Origin of the sequence: Bacillus sp. FSL W7-1085, from assembly GCF_038595035.1 — a bacterium.
GTDB classification, from domain to species: domain Bacteria; phylum Bacillota; class Bacilli; order Bacillales; family Bacillaceae; genus Bacillus; species Bacillus altitudinis.
Map to the genome: position 1 here is coordinate 2,830,313 of NZ_CP152000.1, position 12,856 is coordinate 2,843,168.

The 12,856-nt window shown below is 41.7% G+C and carries 24 protein-coding genes; 2 read left to right on the forward strand and 22 right to left on the reverse strand.

Features of this window, described 5'->3' with window-relative positions; genetic code table 11:
* Positions 1-117: 117 nt before the first annotated feature.
* The 5 genes from MKY11_RS14685 to MKY11_RS14705 all read right to left on the reverse strand — a co-directional run bounded on the left by MKY11_RS14685 (position 118) and on the right by MKY11_RS14705 (position 2,870).
* Positions 118-1,140, reverse strand: a complete 1,023-nt coding sequence (locus tag MKY11_RS14685; RefSeq protein WP_342501536.1) for a DNA cytosine methyltransferase — start codon at positions 1,138-1,140, stop codon at positions 118-120.
* 8 nt (positions 1,141-1,148) lie between these two features.
* Complete coding sequence (locus tag MKY11_RS14690) at positions 1,149-1,667, reverse strand: ParB N-terminal domain-containing protein (protein WP_342501537.1); 519 nt, start codon at positions 1,665-1,667, stop codon at positions 1,149-1,151.
* Between the two features lie 52 nt (positions 1,668-1,719).
* On the reverse strand, positions 1,720-2,184 hold the full coding sequence (locus tag MKY11_RS14695; protein ID WP_003213013.1) for a hypothetical protein: 465 nt from the start codon (positions 2,182-2,184) through the stop codon (positions 1,720-1,722).
* A 67-nt stretch (positions 2,185-2,251) separates the two neighbouring features.
* On the reverse strand, positions 2,252-2,596 hold the full coding sequence (locus MKY11_RS14700) for a structural protein (protein ID WP_342501538.1): 345 nt from the start codon (positions 2,594-2,596) through the stop codon (positions 2,252-2,254).
* 91 nt (positions 2,597-2,687) lie between these two features.
* Positions 2,688-2,870 carry a hypothetical protein gene (locus MKY11_RS14705; protein ID WP_342501539.1) on the reverse strand — a complete coding sequence of 61 codons (183 nt, stop codon included), beginning with the start codon at positions 2,868-2,870 and terminating at the stop codon, positions 2,688-2,690.
* A 1,516-nt stretch (positions 2,871-4,386) separates the two neighbouring features.
* Here MKY11_RS14705 and MKY11_RS14710 point away from each other — a divergent pair.
* Complete coding sequence (locus tag MKY11_RS14710) at positions 4,387-4,716, forward strand: hypothetical protein (protein ID WP_342501540.1); 330 nt, start codon at positions 4,387-4,389, stop codon at positions 4,714-4,716.
* A gap of 33 nt (positions 4,717-4,749) precedes the next feature.
* The gene (locus MKY11_RS14715) at positions 4,750-5,094 is read left to right on the forward strand and encodes a hypothetical protein (RefSeq protein ID WP_342501541.1); all 345 of its coding nucleotides are present in this window, start codon (positions 4,750-4,752) and stop codon (positions 5,092-5,094) included.
* A gap of 94 nt (positions 5,095-5,188) precedes the next feature.
* On the opposite strand, the gene MKY11_RS14720 is transcribed toward MKY11_RS14715, so the two are convergent.
* The 17 genes from MKY11_RS14720 to MKY11_RS14800 form a co-directional block, all read right to left on the reverse strand.
* Positions 5,189-5,572 carry an ArpU family phage packaging/lysis transcriptional regulator gene (locus MKY11_RS14720; protein WP_342501542.1) on the reverse strand — a complete coding sequence of 128 codons (384 nt, stop codon included), beginning with the start codon at positions 5,570-5,572 and terminating at the stop codon, positions 5,189-5,191.
* A gap of 70 nt (positions 5,573-5,642) precedes the next feature.
* Entirely contained in the window at positions 5,643-5,843 is a 201-nt protein-coding gene (locus MKY11_RS14725; protein ID WP_342501543.1) for a hypothetical protein, read from the reverse strand.
* On the reverse strand, positions 5,843-6,253 hold the full coding sequence (locus MKY11_RS14730; protein ID WP_342501544.1) for a hypothetical protein: 411 nt from the start codon (positions 6,251-6,253) through the stop codon (positions 5,843-5,845). The genes MKY11_RS14725 and MKY11_RS14730 overlap by 1 nt, the downstream gene beginning before the upstream one ends.
* Positions 6,250-6,834 carry a hypothetical protein gene (locus tag MKY11_RS14735; protein ID WP_306011582.1) on the reverse strand — a complete coding sequence of 195 codons (585 nt, stop codon included), beginning with the start codon at positions 6,832-6,834 and terminating at the stop codon, positions 6,250-6,252. Before MKY11_RS14735 ends, MKY11_RS14730 begins: the two co-directional genes overlap by 4 nt.
* The gene (locus MKY11_RS14740; protein ID WP_342501545.1) at positions 6,834-7,331 is read right to left on the reverse strand and encodes a YopX family protein; all 498 of its coding nucleotides are present in this window, start codon (positions 7,329-7,331) and stop codon (positions 6,834-6,836) included. Before MKY11_RS14740 ends, MKY11_RS14735 begins: the two co-directional genes overlap by 1 nt.
* Positions 7,331-7,702, reverse strand: a complete 372-nt coding sequence (locus MKY11_RS14745; protein WP_342501546.1) for a hypothetical protein — start codon at positions 7,700-7,702, stop codon at positions 7,331-7,333. Before MKY11_RS14745 ends, MKY11_RS14740 begins: the two co-directional genes overlap by 1 nt.
* Positions 7,699-7,923: a hypothetical protein gene (locus MKY11_RS14750; RefSeq protein ID WP_342501547.1), complete on the reverse strand. Its 225-nt coding sequence runs from the start codon at positions 7,921-7,923 to the stop codon at positions 7,699-7,701. The genes MKY11_RS14745 and MKY11_RS14750 overlap by 4 nt, the downstream gene beginning before the upstream one ends.
* A gap of 1 nt (position 7,924) precedes the next feature.
* Complete coding sequence (locus MKY11_RS14755) at positions 7,925-8,137, reverse strand: hypothetical protein (RefSeq protein ID WP_342501548.1); 213 nt, start codon at positions 8,135-8,137, stop codon at positions 7,925-7,927.
* A gap of 64 nt (positions 8,138-8,201) precedes the next feature.
* The gene (locus MKY11_RS14760; protein WP_342501549.1) at positions 8,202-8,426 is read right to left on the reverse strand and encodes a hypothetical protein; all 225 of its coding nucleotides are present in this window, start codon (positions 8,424-8,426) and stop codon (positions 8,202-8,204) included.
* Positions 8,427-8,458: 32 nt separating this feature from the next.
* Entirely contained in the window at positions 8,459-8,665 is a 207-nt protein-coding gene (locus tag MKY11_RS14765) for an XtrA/YqaO family protein (RefSeq protein WP_047946038.1), read from the reverse strand.
* Positions 8,666-8,738: 73 nt separating this feature from the next.
* On the reverse strand, positions 8,739-9,020 hold the full coding sequence (locus MKY11_RS14770) for a hypothetical protein (RefSeq protein WP_342501550.1): 282 nt from the start codon (positions 9,018-9,020) through the stop codon (positions 8,739-8,741).
* A gap of 287 nt (positions 9,021-9,307) precedes the next feature.
* Complete coding sequence (locus MKY11_RS14775) at positions 9,308-10,009, reverse strand: hypothetical protein (protein ID WP_342501551.1); 702 nt, start codon at positions 10,007-10,009, stop codon at positions 9,308-9,310.
* Entirely contained in the window at positions 9,997-10,446 is a 450-nt protein-coding gene (locus MKY11_RS14780; protein WP_342501552.1) for a RusA family crossover junction endodeoxyribonuclease, read from the reverse strand. Before MKY11_RS14780 ends, MKY11_RS14775 begins: the two co-directional genes overlap by 13 nt.
* On the reverse strand, positions 10,443-11,087 hold the full coding sequence (locus MKY11_RS14785; protein ID WP_342501553.1) for a hypothetical protein: 645 nt from the start codon (positions 11,085-11,087) through the stop codon (positions 10,443-10,445). Before MKY11_RS14785 ends, MKY11_RS14780 begins: the two co-directional genes overlap by 4 nt.
* Complete coding sequence (locus tag MKY11_RS14790; RefSeq protein ID WP_342501554.1) at positions 11,084-11,290, reverse strand: hypothetical protein; 207 nt, start codon at positions 11,288-11,290, stop codon at positions 11,084-11,086. The genes MKY11_RS14785 and MKY11_RS14790 overlap by 4 nt, the downstream gene beginning before the upstream one ends.
* A 14-nt stretch (positions 11,291-11,304) precedes the next feature.
* The gene (gene dnaB / locus MKY11_RS14795; protein ID WP_342501555.1) at positions 11,305-12,597 is read right to left on the reverse strand and encodes a replicative DNA helicase; all 1,293 of its coding nucleotides are present in this window, start codon (positions 12,595-12,597) and stop codon (positions 11,305-11,307) included.
* A complete protein-coding gene (locus tag MKY11_RS14800; protein ID WP_342501556.1) occupies positions 12,569-12,856 on the reverse strand; it encodes a replicative helicase loader/inhibitor in 288 nt (95 codons plus the stop codon). Before MKY11_RS14800 ends, dnaB begins: the two co-directional genes overlap by 29 nt.

Genomic DNA, 12,856 nt, shown 5'->3' on the forward strand with positions numbered 1-12,856 from the left:
CAATAGTGGATGAGAGCGTGATATTTTCCCACAAACGCGGCCGCGTCTTGATCACGCTCTTAGGCAGGGAGTTTCTTTCTGTCTTTGAAGGGAGGGTGTTGTCAGCACCCTCTTTTTTTATTTAAACCATTGTAAATGTATCTGTTCTGCGATCCGTTTCATCATCACTGGAGGCACGCTCATCCCGCAGACATACTGTACTGAAGCGTCCATAAAGTCATAATCCAGTGGGAAAGATTGCATCAGAATAATATCCCTTTCAGAGATATAATAAGGTTCATCGTATCTAATAAAGACAGAACCGCTTGCTAGTGTTGGCGGAACTAAACTGTTTTTAACTAATACTGTATTGAAATTCCTCTCTTTACCTTCTGTTCGTTTAGTGATGTCTCCGATGTTGCCATCAGACGGACGCCGCTTAATCCATCTTTTATATGTTTTACTTGATTCATTCAGCCTTGATCCATGTCCACTTCTAAACTCTCCATATGTGACCGGTGGTTCATTGAAAGCCAATTTCAACGGTGGCAGATTCAGGTCCTTTCTACGGCCAATAAAAAAGACCCGCTCTCTTCTTTGCGGGACTCCCATTGTGGCCGCGTTCAGCAAGAACAGCTGAACGTCATACCCGATTTCTTTTGCTCGCTCAATGACAAGCTTCACATACCCCTTTGCTTTCCCTTTGATCATGCCGCTTACGTTCTCAGCCACAAAGGTTTTCGGCTGCAAACGTTCCACAGCATCCAGGTAATGAAAGAATAGATCGTCTAGTTTTTGGACAGCTTGTCCCTCTCTGAACGCCTTTTCTCTTCCCCAATCCTCTTCTCTTTTTCCGGCCGTTGAAAACACGCTGCATGGTGGCGATCCATCGAACACATCAAGATTCATGAGTTCTTCAGGAAGATCGGAGAGCGGGATCTGGTTAAACTCTCGAATGTCCATGAGATAAGGATATTTCGGCTTATGATTCTTTTTATAGATTTTCATCATTTGCGGATCGATCTCGCAGTTTCCCAGCAATTCAAACCCTGCTAATTTGTAGCCCATTGATGAGCCACCACCGCACGAGAATGTACTGAACACTTTCAGCCCATTGGAAGGGATGTTTTTTAGATCACTCAATTTCCATCTATAGTTCATGTTGTCACCTACTCATTGTATGCAAAACCGCATTTAGGACATGTATGTTCAAACTGATCATCTCCAAAGTCATCTAAATCAATTTCTTTACTCTCAGAGACAGTTCCACCTTGCCCTGTATGCTCCAATTGTTGAAGAATGTCCTCTAGTTCCGTATCACTGAATCCTGTTGCACTGAGATCATACCCTGATTTCTCTAGTTCCTTGATTAGTTCAGTGAGTTTGTATTCATCCCAATCGCCATCTATCTTATTAAGGGCAATATTTAATGCTTTTTCGTCTTCCTCATTAAGCGATACAACAGATACAAGAATTTCACTTGGATTGTCCTCCATCAATACTTTGAAACGTTGATGGCCTCCTACAAGATGGCCAGTCCGTTCATTCCAGATGAGCGGATCAACGTATCCAAACTTTTCTATAGATTGTTTTAGTGAATCATACTCAGGATCTCCTGGCTGCAGATCAATTCGGGGGTTATATGGTGCAGGGTTAATTTTATGTACGGGGATTGTTTTGATATTCATGATGTATCTCCTCCAATTAAAAAAACACCTTATATCCTAAGGTGTCCGGTACTTATTTAAAACTTCTATTTGGAATTTCATCTAAACATTCTTGTAGTAATCGTTTATATCTAATCAATAATTTGTACTCTTTTCTATCAACAAAGGATTGCATGCGCCAAATTCCCAAAGTTAAAAAAGCAACATACAAGATCGTAAATGTAGGCGCATGTACACCTAATTTTTTAACCATTGTAATACCATGATTCAACATGCTTCCAAATAAAAAAGACATGATTGCAAAAAGAGCTGTAATGTAATGCTTATTAGATTTCTTATTCTCTATAATATCTTCAGTCCTACCCAAAAGCATTTGAATCTCTTTTCTATTATGCTGCTTTTTTATTTTCTCTTTAAATGCTGTTTGTTGATTAATAGTTGCTTTATGCATCTTTTTCCCAAATTGTTTCAAATAAATTTCGATGTATTTACTCTGTTCAAATGATGTAAATTCGTTGGTTTCGTTAATTTCATTCATAAGAAATCACCTCCTAAACATATATCGGAGGTGATTTGGAAATTTTCAGGCGTTCAGTGAATTGGTTCTATTTAACGTAAAATTCGCTAGTATAGAATGTTCCAAGGGTTGCAACATGATTGCCCTTTTTGTCGTAGCGTTCTACGTCCACTCTGAATCGATAAGTGCCTTTCTTGTTACCGAATGATTCTGTGATGTCAAATTGATCATAAAGTTTTTCACCTGGGTTAAGCGGGTTCGGGGAATTTGTTTTAATTGTCTCCCACTTGCCATTAACCTTTCTTTGTGGAATAAGGTTGGGACCAGCACTAAAGTCGTTGTGGTTTTGTACCGCAATTTTTACAACCTTATCCTCTCCGATTTTGTGATTTGCTTTTGTTGGATTCGCAGATACGCCAAATCCTGATGCCATGCTCATCATCTCCCTTTTTATATTTTTGCGCTCCTATCCCTCACCAAAGCACCTGCAGCCATACACCCAAAAGACGACTGTTCCCATCAAATCAGCGTTTTCTTCGGACCCGGCCGCCTTGTCGTTGATACGTTTCGCTTCTCGTTCCCATGATTTCTTCCCAATCCCTTTTCGTAATGGGATCAGCATCGTTCTCCTTCTTTCTATTAGAACCAGGAGCAATGCTTTTAAATTGCTTTAATGTCTCTTTAGAAACAGAATCCCTGATCTTCATTTCACTCGCTCCTTGCCGAATAAGCACCACCTTACGCTATTCGCTTAAATAGATTTTGAAATGATGACTACACTCCGAGAGGATGCCAAGTACAGTCAATCATCAAGTAAAATGAAAAACTGTCCTCGATACGGCCGCCGCAGACCAGCTGCTATCCAGGCTCAGAATGTCCCTCTCGTATTACCACATTCCTCAACACCTTTGTTCCGTATCCAGATACGCCATTGATAAGGGAAAGACGCGTCTCCCAATAAAAAAAGCGGACACCAATCAAGGCACTTAGAGTGCTCAATGATCAGCGTCCGCAGGTTCTTCCTTCTGGACAAATATTCACGTTCGTTTTGCTTGTCTCTATCATACGATGATCCCCTTAGGAAAAAAGGTCCCCTTTTTATCCCCCTTTTTGTCGGCTTTTTTCTATGTTTAAAATTAAAACATTTTTAATTCCGCAACAGCCCTTACATATTTTTATTCATTTAATACCATATCGTGATTACATTTTTTTAGGAGTGTGTTCAAATGAGCTATAGACGATGTTGTCGATGTGGAGAATGGTTAGATGTTTGTTGTTGTATAAAAACGGTTTGTGTTCCTGGAAGGCGTGGACCGGCAGGAATACCTGGTAGACGTGGTGCTACGGGTGTTACTGGTCCCCCTGGTACCCCCTGGAGCCACGGGAGCAACAGGTCCGACGGGCGCTACCGGTGCTACTGGGTAGGACGGGCGCTACCGGTGCTACTGGGGACGGGCGCTACAGGCGCTACTGGTACCGACGGGCGCTACTGGCGCTACTACCGACGGGCGCTACTGGCGCTACTACCGACGGGCGCTACTGGCGCTACTACCGACGGGCGCTACTGGTGCTACTGGACGGGCGCTACTGGCGCTACTGGTACCGACGGGCGCTACTGGCGCTACTGGCGCTACTGGCGCTACTGGTACTACCGACGGGCGCTACTGGCGCTACTGCCGACGGGCGCTTCTGGCGCTACTGGCGCTACTGGGCTACTGGCGCTACTGGTACCGACGGGCGCTACTGGCGCTACTACCGACGGGCGCTACTGGCGCTGGTACCGACGGGCGCTACTGGCGCTACTGGGCCGACGGGCGCTACTGGCGCTACTACCGACGGGCGCTACTGGCGCTACTGGGACGGGCGCTACTGGCGCTACTACCGACGGGCGCTACTGGCGCTACTGGGCCGACGGGCGCTACTGGGCCTACTGGAGAAGCCTGCTGTCCATGTACAAATCTATTAGCTAACCCTGGATTTGATTTATCAGCTACTGGGGCTCCACCTGCATCATGGACATCCGCTACAGCTACTGTCGTTGATTTCCCTGATGCTCATAGTGGTCGTTTTGTCGGAAGTCCTACAACTCCAACCATACAATCGGTTAGTATTCTAGGTTTAGACCCTAACCCACCTGTTGGAACAGTAGCAACTCCTGGCTTTATAAACCAAATTGTTCCTGTTTCAGAAGGCTGCTGCTTTACTCTTACGTTTGCAGGTGATGTGCGAGCACAAGGTGTTTTAGTTGCATCGGTTTCCTTCCCACCACAAACATGCCCACCATTAATCACTAATACAGGTACTGCTGAAGGAACAGTTACAACTAACCCAATTTTTACAGAGGATATTCCGCATATTATAGCGGTGTCTAACCAACCCCAAAGTGTCTTTCAAAATTATTCATTAACAGTTTGTGCACCACCAGGAGCGACAACTGCCTGTATTACTTTCCAAAATATTGGTGATCCATCCGAAGGTAGTCAAGCTTTAGTCGACAACGTCGTGTTTAAAAATGCAGGTGGGCCATGCGATACTTGTGTTCAAAATTTTTAAAATTAAAGAATTGGCAAAGGCATGTGAGTAAATATGGCTAGGAACTGCGGATGCGGAAGAAGAGTTTATAAAGAAGGAGATTTCATTGTTAAAACGAGCTGCCCTGAAATCACTTTAGAAATTATCCGAAAGGAAGATATGTGTTTTCAAGTTAAAGGAAAAGTATCATGCAATACACTTCCTTTACAACATGTTAATGTAAATTTATCAAGTTCATCTGAAAGTATTTTAAAACCTCAAATATCTACTACTGATAAAGATGGAGGTTTTTCATCAGAAGTAAATTTATTAAAATATTCACCAAAAGAAGTTGAAATCACAGCAACTGTAATTTCTAATAAATCACCTGTAACTGAGTCAATCACCATCAATCTTTAAAAAGACTCATAAAAAGAACGATAAATCCTTACAAAGAGAGGGGTTAATTTTACACGACCCCTACTCTTTCTTATATTCTTTATTCTTCAAGTAACTAAATGATTCCAAGAGCTGTGGAAAGGTTAAATGTAGCTTGCTTTTTTAATTTATAGTATCGATCCTTCTTTAACCCTAATTCTTGGTATACCTCTAAATCTTTAACCAAGCGTGACGTGAGATACTTTTTCTCGATTATATTGTATTCAAGCTCATCAAGACTGTTCTTCAGAGCTCGTTCAATCTGACGTAATTTAAGCCCATTTATTGCTTCTTGATTCCTCAGGGCAGGGAAAAGACCAGTCACCTTATGCTCTTTTTGTTCTTTAAGATTTTCTTCCTTAACCTTCAACGCCCTATAGACCTTCAGCTCCTTGATCAGAGCATTTCTGACTTGTTTCTCATCGATCCCTGGCAGTAAACACAATTGTTCTGCTCCCATTTCCTCAACCTCCTATAAACAATGAAAGACATAGACCAGGGCAATTTTGCACCGATCTATGTCGTATGATTTATTCTTCTATTGGAAAGACTCTAATTTCAAACGCATTCTCCAACGGCAGATATATAGCTGACTCGTATTTATATTTATCCCCATCTAAATCAGCAATCCCATACTTTTCAACTAAACGAACCAAGTTATCAACCTTTTTAATATCAATCGGTTGAATAGATATTTCTTTATAATTGTTATCAACAATTCGTACATTCATCATTTTCTCACCTCGAATGACGGCGTGTAGATATGGCCTTTTACGCCTGTCCAATTGCTGTTTTTGTAAATCGTCATTTTGATACGGTGCGTACCAGCAGTGTGATTGACTGTGTAAAATTCCTTTGCTGGCGTGGCGTTTTTAAACGATCCAACAAGACAAAAACGCTGATCTTTCCATTTGCCGCTCACCTTCTTTTGAAGCGTGAAGCGGTAGTATACTGTTTCATTGCCTGTTTTGCGTGCTGTCACATCAATGCTTTTAGCACGTGGTGTGTATGAATTGGCATCCGTTGATACGCTGACTGTATGCCCTCCAACTGTTTTATATCCGCTCGTTACTGCCGCAGCAGACGGCGCACAAAGCACCGCAGCCACAATGATAGATAGTGTGATTAGTAGTTTTTTCATCGTACTTCCCCCTTATCAATCTCATCTTCCCATTTTCTTCCGAAACGCTTATAGAGTTTATCTTGTAGCTCTCTCAGTTCTTGATAGGCTATATCTTTTTGTCTTTTGAAATTTTTCATTTTTCGTTCAGCATCTAAAAGCAGCGTAGGACTACTACCTCTATACAGCTTGTCAGCATCCCTAGCACCTGCACGCATGAACGCCTCTTTTAGAACATTTTCATCTACTGCAAGCTCTTGGCGCTTCGCTCTTTTGGCATAGCGATAGTCAACAAAAACACCGATATGACTTGGTATCTCATCTTTAACCTTTTCATAAAGTTCCTTTGTGAGCACATAATAGTTGTAATGACCCACAAAGCTTTTTTTGGCACTGGATCGAAAATCTGAAAGAGATACTTTGATCTCAAAAGCTCTCCATATACCCTTTGTATCGAAAGTTAGATAGTCAATTCGCTCATAGCCCGCTCGGCCATATTCATAGCCAATGGTAACTTCAAAGCATCCATACATACTTTGATTTTCTTGAGTTTTAGCATGAATCTGCCTCTCTAATTTCAGTGTAAGGTCTGACTTCGCCATCATTCACTCTCCGTTTTTAACAGTTCAGGATTTTGATAGATGTTTCCGATGACTTCGTAATCTTCTTCACAGTAATTTATTTCCCCAATCCAGCAGATGCCTTTTCCGTTTTCTTCTCCGGTAAAATCTGAATAATAACGGCTTTTAATGTTCTCTAATGTAAACGATCCATCTCGAAACCCTACTGAAGCAGTAAAATGTTCTTCTATTTCATCTCCATTAAAGAACCAATGAACGCAATGAATGATATCTCCCTCATAAATCTCCTTGTCGTTTTGGTCCTTTAATCCGGTGTATTGCCGAACTGCTTTCAAACTTTTATCAGCAAACGAATATTCATCACCGTCTTTATCTGTAACGTAATCTATTTTTCCGTTATCAAAAGAAATGTCATGAACATCAATAATTTCTTCGTAACTGTCTATACCTTGCATATTAGAACCCAAATTTCTCAATGCATGTTTAACTACCAACGCCTGAAATTTAATCTCTCGCATCAAACATTCTCCTTCCAGTGAGGATAATCTTCAAACTTTCCTATATGCTCATCATGTGATGCCGCATACTCCTGCTTTGTCATATCCCAGCAGTCCTTACACATACTTGATCCGATGTCAGCCAAGTAAGGTGAAGGGCGCACTTTGCTTGCAAAATTTTCGCAGTAATTGCACAAACCACCATTGTGAAAAACAAGTTCGATCATTGCTAGTTGTTCATCCGTAATTTCAACTTGTCCGATTGGCTCCTGGCAAAAGTTATGTGCTTCTACTAATTCAGGCACTCCACTAAATGCTTTATGCAGCCATTTATTGTTCGATCCAAGATCAATAATGAGTCTGTCGTCAATCAAATATAGTGAGTAGTTCATTCCACTATCTCCTTTAGGTCTGCGTATTTTGCTATATGACCACATTTGTTTTCCCAAGTGTGAACACTCCCATGAAAACCATCTTCGGAATGTTGTGTGAGTTGAGGCTTGCCCATTTCGCTACCACACGTAGGGCATTCCCAAAGCACATTCAATTTTTTGAATCCGACCAAGCAACCATATGAATCACGATCAGGAATAGTGATTTTTTTGAGATTCATATCAGAAGCCCTCCTGCAAATCTTGTATATCGCCTTGATAAAACGTGTTTTGCTTAATGACTTCAAAAATAATTGGCCGTTCTCCTAAGTGAGTACAAGAGCCGTACATATTAATTAATGCCTTTCGCATTTCGTCCTCGCTAGGATAGTGATCCCATCCTCCTAAAAGTCGTATACCTTGTACGTTTAAATAAAAAATGCTTCTCAGTTTCACAATGATCTTCCTCTCTTTTTTTCATTCTGCTTGCTTGGCCTGTTGATCAAATCGGGGGCGCAGCTCATGCCACGCTTTCCCAAGGTAACCGCTCAACCTTTTTCATACTTCCGGCACAGCCGATTTTCCCAAGATCCCGGCGTGCTGCTTGATAGGTAGGGTACGTGTCATGCTCACTCCATTTATCATCTGTTAGCATCTCAGATCGCCAATAGGCAACGTATCCGCTCGCTGTATTGACGATACAAAATTCAGCAAATGGTGATTTTGAATACCAGATTTCTTTCATTTTGAATGCCTCCCTGCAGGAGGACGCTCCTGCTATAGATTTATTTTGTGTGAACTGCTGTAATTTAAATTTGTGAACTGGCCATCACGTGTCGTGATCTCCATCTTTCCGTACATCGGTGTTTCCGCCAAGAACACTTCGTTGGAATGGCCATCTAGGATAATGACTTTGACCTCTCCCTTTGTCATAAAGCTATCAACGGAGATGTTAGAGTCTATATGTTTGTAAGGATTATTCATGCGCACAAGGCCTCCCATGTTATAATGAATTGTCGGGATTCATTAGAGCCGGAGCCTTGTGCTTTGGTTCTTTTTATTTGTCCAGAAAAGCTTGTAGATCACGTACGCACATTCTAAAGAGATGTTCATCATTTAAGTCTAAGGACAAATCGATCAGTGCCTTTAATTCATCTTTAGTGATCGTTACATCCAAGTTTTTAGCCCAATGTTTAGGAACAGCCGTAGACTTTCCTTTAAGCGGCTTCACTAAAAGTTCAGCTTCAGAGATTTTCACAACGTAACCAGATATATGAAACATTCTGCGATTAACTTCACCCAAAACTTCCACCCAATCGCCTTCTACAATCTTTCTCATTTCCTGAAGCTCCTTCCGCATTTCGAGCAGTAAGGACCATTGAAAACCCGTGTGCAAAATTCCAACTCATAGCCTCGCGCAACTGAAACAAGGTTCCTACACTTAAAGCAAAAGAAGTGCTTATGTTTGAAGAAAAACTTGATTTTATTAATCATCTGACAAGCCTCCATCCTTTCCTGATCCGACTTTGCAGTTCATATTTTTTAAGTGGTTCATAGAGGTGGACGTGCTGTCCATCCTCTTCGCGATAAAGCAAGAACCACCGTTTTGAGCGTTTGCGTGCCACCTTATGCAGCCCCATCTTCCTCATCTTTTTGATCATCTTTAGGAAGATCATCTTTATCTGGAACGGTATCATCTGAACCCTTTTCACCTTCAGCTGCTTCTTCTTCAGCATTTTCCTTTTGCAACGGTTCAGCTTCGTTGGCTTGGTCCTGCTTCCAGTCCCACCATTTTTCAGCAAGCGGGGCAACTGCTGCTCGGTAGTCATTGATCAGATCAACGATGGTGCCGGAGGACATCTCAAGCTCAGTGGCCAACCTCCGGTATGATTCACCTTCAATGCGACGCTTCGCGATCTCTGACATATTTTCAGGAAAGCCCTCCTGTTCTGGAGCCATACCTTCAACGATGAATCGATCAACCACTTCCCGCTCAATCTCCATCGGTTTTTCTTCAATCTTAGGTTTTTCTGCAGGTAAGCCCAATTCAGCCTCTAACTGTTCCGGCTCAGGATCAGCTATGTGAACCACGCCGCTCTGGTCTACTTGATAATTTACAATCGGTCGCTCAGTGTTCGCATTGATTTGAACGTTATAGCGGACAATATCGCTCTCAATTTCAACACGCACATCGTTGTCGATCATTTCAGCTAGATTTTGAATACTGTTTCCTAGCTCCTTGGTGGAGATTTCAAGGACCAATTCCGTAACACCTTTAGGCTTGTGATTCACTTTTTTAACGAAATCATCAAAATTTATAAAAGACATATTTGTTCCTCCTCGTGGGTTGGTATAAGAGTAGATACTTCGACTTCAATTCTTGGTGTGCTGCTGTAGAACTTGCTTACATGCAGATCAACTATCTGGCTATCATCCTGCCAAATGACTTTATTCAAGCCATCTTTAATTCCTTTGATATAGTTATCAACATCAGGCTTTTTCGCTGGACGCAATTCGCCTCTTTCGGCTGCTGCGGCCTTTTTCTTGCTGAAGCTTTTCAATAATGATTTATAGACTTTCACCTTCAATTCAAGTGGTCCTGTGAGGAGCTGATCTGGACGATGATCACTAGCAGCCAGCTTTACATAAGACTTAAAGTCTCTTGATTTTTTTGGATCATAAAGTCTTGTCATGCCATTCACAGTCGTAGCCCGCGGTCTCCCTTGTGCAACAGGTTCTGCGTAAATGGTGAATGCTATTTTCATAGTTTTTCATCTCCTTGAACATAACGACTTTTCGCATGGTACAAGTACCCTTCTTCATCTTCATGATCCCAACCGTTTTTCATATCAGCAGGCATGATTTTCACCTTTGTTTCACAGTTGTCACATGAGGTGTATCTAAAGCCCTTATAAACCTGCTTGTCCTCTTTCAATCCACACTCAGGGCATTGAAATTTAGTCTTCCATTTCATGCGGTCTGGATTTTCCTTTTGAACTAGAGCTATTCTTTTGACTTGATCCATCAAGCTTACGTGTTCCCCGATGCTCGCATTCAAAGTCCGTTCATTATTCAAAAGAGCAGTTGATCTTGGTCTCGTTCTCTTTGGTTCTGAAGGAGCAGGAGTAGCTTTCTTTTCATCCTTTGATTTAGAAACATCTTGGTTTTCTTGAAACCGTTTGATTTGACTGGTTACGATATCGGTATGAATTGGTTCTTCCGTCCTTTTCACAGAGGACGGAGCGACTCGTCCATCACTATGACTTGTATTGATATTTAGTGGTCCTCCATGCATGTATGCAGCCAGTTGCATGATCAGACGATTGCAATCTGCAGCTTTGTAATTATCTGCTTCAAAATTAACTTCTTTACCAGAAGTACTGTCTTTGATTTGTAATTTAATCACTCTGCTTCCTCCTCGATTTCGATTTCCATCCTGGCATTGTAGGTCTCAATGTTGTTCCCTCGCTCACTCTTGGCTGAAATGACTAACATTTCGAGGTCATAGAGAGTTTTATCAGCGAGACTTTCATTCTCACTTGGTTTATATCCAATGCGCTTCAGTTCGTTGAGTAGGAACTGTTTACGCTGATCGCTATTAATTGTCATGTTCATTCCTCATTTCACATAGCGGCTTCCATTTGCCGCGCTAAATTTAAGAACATCCCGTACTCTTTCACAAAGGCAGCGGTTATTGTTCCTGTTGATCCATTCCGTTGTTTTGCAAAAATGATTTCAACAATGTTTTTAGCTTCGGTTTGTTTGTCGTAGTAATCATCTCGATAAAGGAAGATCACGATATCGGCATCCTGCTCGATACTTCCTGAATCTCGCAAATCAGACATCATAGGTCGCTTATCATTTCGCGCTTCTACGCCGCGTGAAAGCTGCGACAACAAGATGATGGGAACATCGAAACTTCTGGCCATATTCTTCAGTTCTCGTGTGATTTCTCCCACCTCATGGTTTTTGCTCTCGGATTTACCAATCGGGGTGATAAGCTGAAGATAATCAATAATGACCAAATGATCCTGATCTGGGTGATCTTTCTTTGTCTTACGGATTTTAGAGCGAATGTCTGCGACAGTTTGAGTAGGTTTATCGTGAATATAGATGTCTAATTTTTCGTATTCACCCATAGCTTTGCTGGCTTTATCATAATCTTCTGCACTAAAGAATCTCTTTGGATTTCTCCACTTTGTATTTTCAATGCTTCCAATGCTACTTAACATGCGACGAGTCAGTTGGGTATCAGACATTTCTAGCGAAAATATGTCAGTTACTCCACCTTTTTGCGCGTTATTACGACCAAGGTTAAGAGCGAACGCTGTTTTCCCCATCGATGGACGAGCAGCCACAATAATTAAATCACTCTTCTGCCAACCGCCTGTCATGGCATTCAGATCCGCAAGACCCGTGTTGACTCCAGTCAGATCACCATGATCTTCTTCCATGCTCGTGTATATTTCTGTTAGAACATCCATTTTCGTCCGAGTCTCTTGTACACCTACTTCTTGAGCTTCAATGGTTTTCTGATACAACTCGACGATACCTTCATCAGTAGGAGAACTGGCAAATGCTAAAGCAGCACTCTGCACATCTCTAAGTTTAAAAGCCTCGTAAATTAATGTTTCATAGGTTTCAAATGAATGAGTAGATGGAACAGCACTTGCTAGGTTAGTTAAATATTCAAATCCACCAACTTCATTCAATGTGCCTCCCATAGATGCAGCGATATTGGCCAATTCAACTGGCTTACCTAGCTTGTCCACATCCCTCATCGCGACAAAAATTTGCTTGTGACGCTCTTCAGCAAAATGTTTAGGCTCTAAGGCTGTTTCCTTGATTAGATCGCCTTCAAGGATGATACAGCCGAGCAAAAACTGTTCAGCCTCTACGTTTCGCAAATTTTGCATTCTTTTCCCACTCTTTCTGCTTCTCTAGAAACTCGTTTTTCTCTTGTTGATGTACTTGTATCTCCGCAATAGCAGGAGGGAAACGTTTTTCAGCAATATGTTGATCAACTTTTTTTGAAACTGCCTCATACGGCAGTGCAGTTAAATGCTCTAACCAAATCCTGATTCTTTCTTTTCCAATCTCATCTGTAGAAAGTTCAAACCTTGGATACGCAGCTGCTATCCTGGTTAAGATAATCATCGCTTGTTCTTCAGTCAT

What these genes read in the sequence shown, in the direction of transcription:
- MKY11_RS14725 (WP_342501543.1), bottom strand. Translation starts at nt 5,843, where the DNA reads ATGAATGTACGAATTGTTGATAACAATTATAAAGAAATATCTATTCAA.
- MKY11_RS14735 (WP_306011582.1), bottom strand. Translation starts at nt 6,834, where the DNA reads ATGGCGAAGTCAGACCTTACACTGAAATTAGAGAGGCAGATTCATGCT.
- MKY11_RS14760 (WP_342501549.1), bottom strand. Translation starts at nt 8,426, where the DNA reads ATGAAAGAAATCTGGTATTCAAAATCACCATTTGCTGAATTTTGTATC.
- MKY11_RS14765 (WP_047946038.1), bottom strand. Translation starts at nt 8,665, where the DNA reads ATGAATAATCCTTACAAACATATAGACTCTAACATCTCCGTTGATAGC.
- MKY11_RS14750 (WP_342501547.1), bottom strand. Translation starts at nt 7,923, where the DNA reads ATGAATCTCAAAAAAATCACTATTCCTGATCGTGATTCATATGGTTGC.
- dnaB (WP_342501555.1), bottom strand. Translation starts at nt 12,597, where the DNA reads ATGCAAAATTTGCGAAACGTAGAGGCTGAACAGTTTTTGCTCGGCTGT.
- MKY11_RS14775 (WP_342501551.1), bottom strand. Translation starts at nt 10,009, where the DNA reads ATGTCTTTTATAAATTTTGATGATTTCGTTAAAAAAGTGAATCACAAG.
- MKY11_RS14695 (WP_003213013.1), bottom strand. Translation starts at nt 2,184, where the DNA reads ATGAATGAAATTAACGAAACCAACGAATTTACATCATTTGAACAGAGT.
- MKY11_RS14685 (WP_342501536.1), bottom strand. Translation starts at nt 1,140, where the DNA reads ATGAACTATAGATGGAAATTGAGTGATCTAAAAAACATCCCTTCCAAT.
- MKY11_RS14720 (WP_342501542.1), bottom strand. Translation starts at nt 5,572, where the DNA reads ATGGGAGCAGAACAATTGTGTTTACTGCCAGGGATCGATGAGAAACAA.
- MKY11_RS14690 (WP_342501537.1), bottom strand. Translation starts at nt 1,667, where the DNA reads ATGAATATCAAAACAATCCCCGTACATAAAATTAACCCTGCACCATAT.
- MKY11_RS14715 (WP_342501541.1), top strand. Translation starts at nt 4,750, where the DNA reads ATGGCTAGGAACTGCGGATGCGGAAGAAGAGTTTATAAAGAAGGAGAT.
- MKY11_RS14745 (WP_342501546.1), bottom strand. Translation starts at nt 7,702, where the DNA reads ATGAACTACTCACTATATTTGATTGACGACAGACTCATTATTGATCTT.
- MKY11_RS14740 (WP_342501545.1), bottom strand. Translation starts at nt 7,331, where the DNA reads ATGCGAGAGATTAAATTTCAGGCGTTGGTAGTTAAACATGCATTGAGA.
- MKY11_RS14800 (WP_342501556.1), bottom strand. Translation starts at nt 12,856, where the DNA reads ATGACTGAAGAACAAGCGATGATTATCTTAACCAGGATAGCAGCTGCG.
- MKY11_RS14705 (WP_342501539.1), bottom strand. Translation starts at nt 2,870, where the DNA reads ATGAAGATCAGGGATTCTGTTTCTAAAGAGACATTAAAGCAATTTAAA.
- MKY11_RS14730 (WP_342501544.1), bottom strand. Translation starts at nt 6,253, where the DNA reads ATGAAAAAACTACTAATCACACTATCTATCATTGTGGCTGCGGTGCTT.
- MKY11_RS14780 (WP_342501552.1), bottom strand. Translation starts at nt 10,446, where the DNA reads ATGAAAATAGCATTCACCATTTACGCAGAACCTGTTGCACAAGGGAGA.
- MKY11_RS14700 (WP_342501538.1), bottom strand. Translation starts at nt 2,596, where the DNA reads ATGGCATCAGGATTTGGCGTATCTGCGAATCCAACAAAAGCAAATCAC.
- MKY11_RS14790 (WP_342501554.1), bottom strand. Translation starts at nt 11,290, where the DNA reads ATGACAATTAATAGCGATCAGCGTAAACAGTTCCTACTCAACGAACTG.
- MKY11_RS14770 (WP_342501550.1), bottom strand. Translation starts at nt 9,020, where the DNA reads ATGAGAAAGATTGTAGAAGGCGATTGGGTGGAAGTTTTGGGTGAAGTT.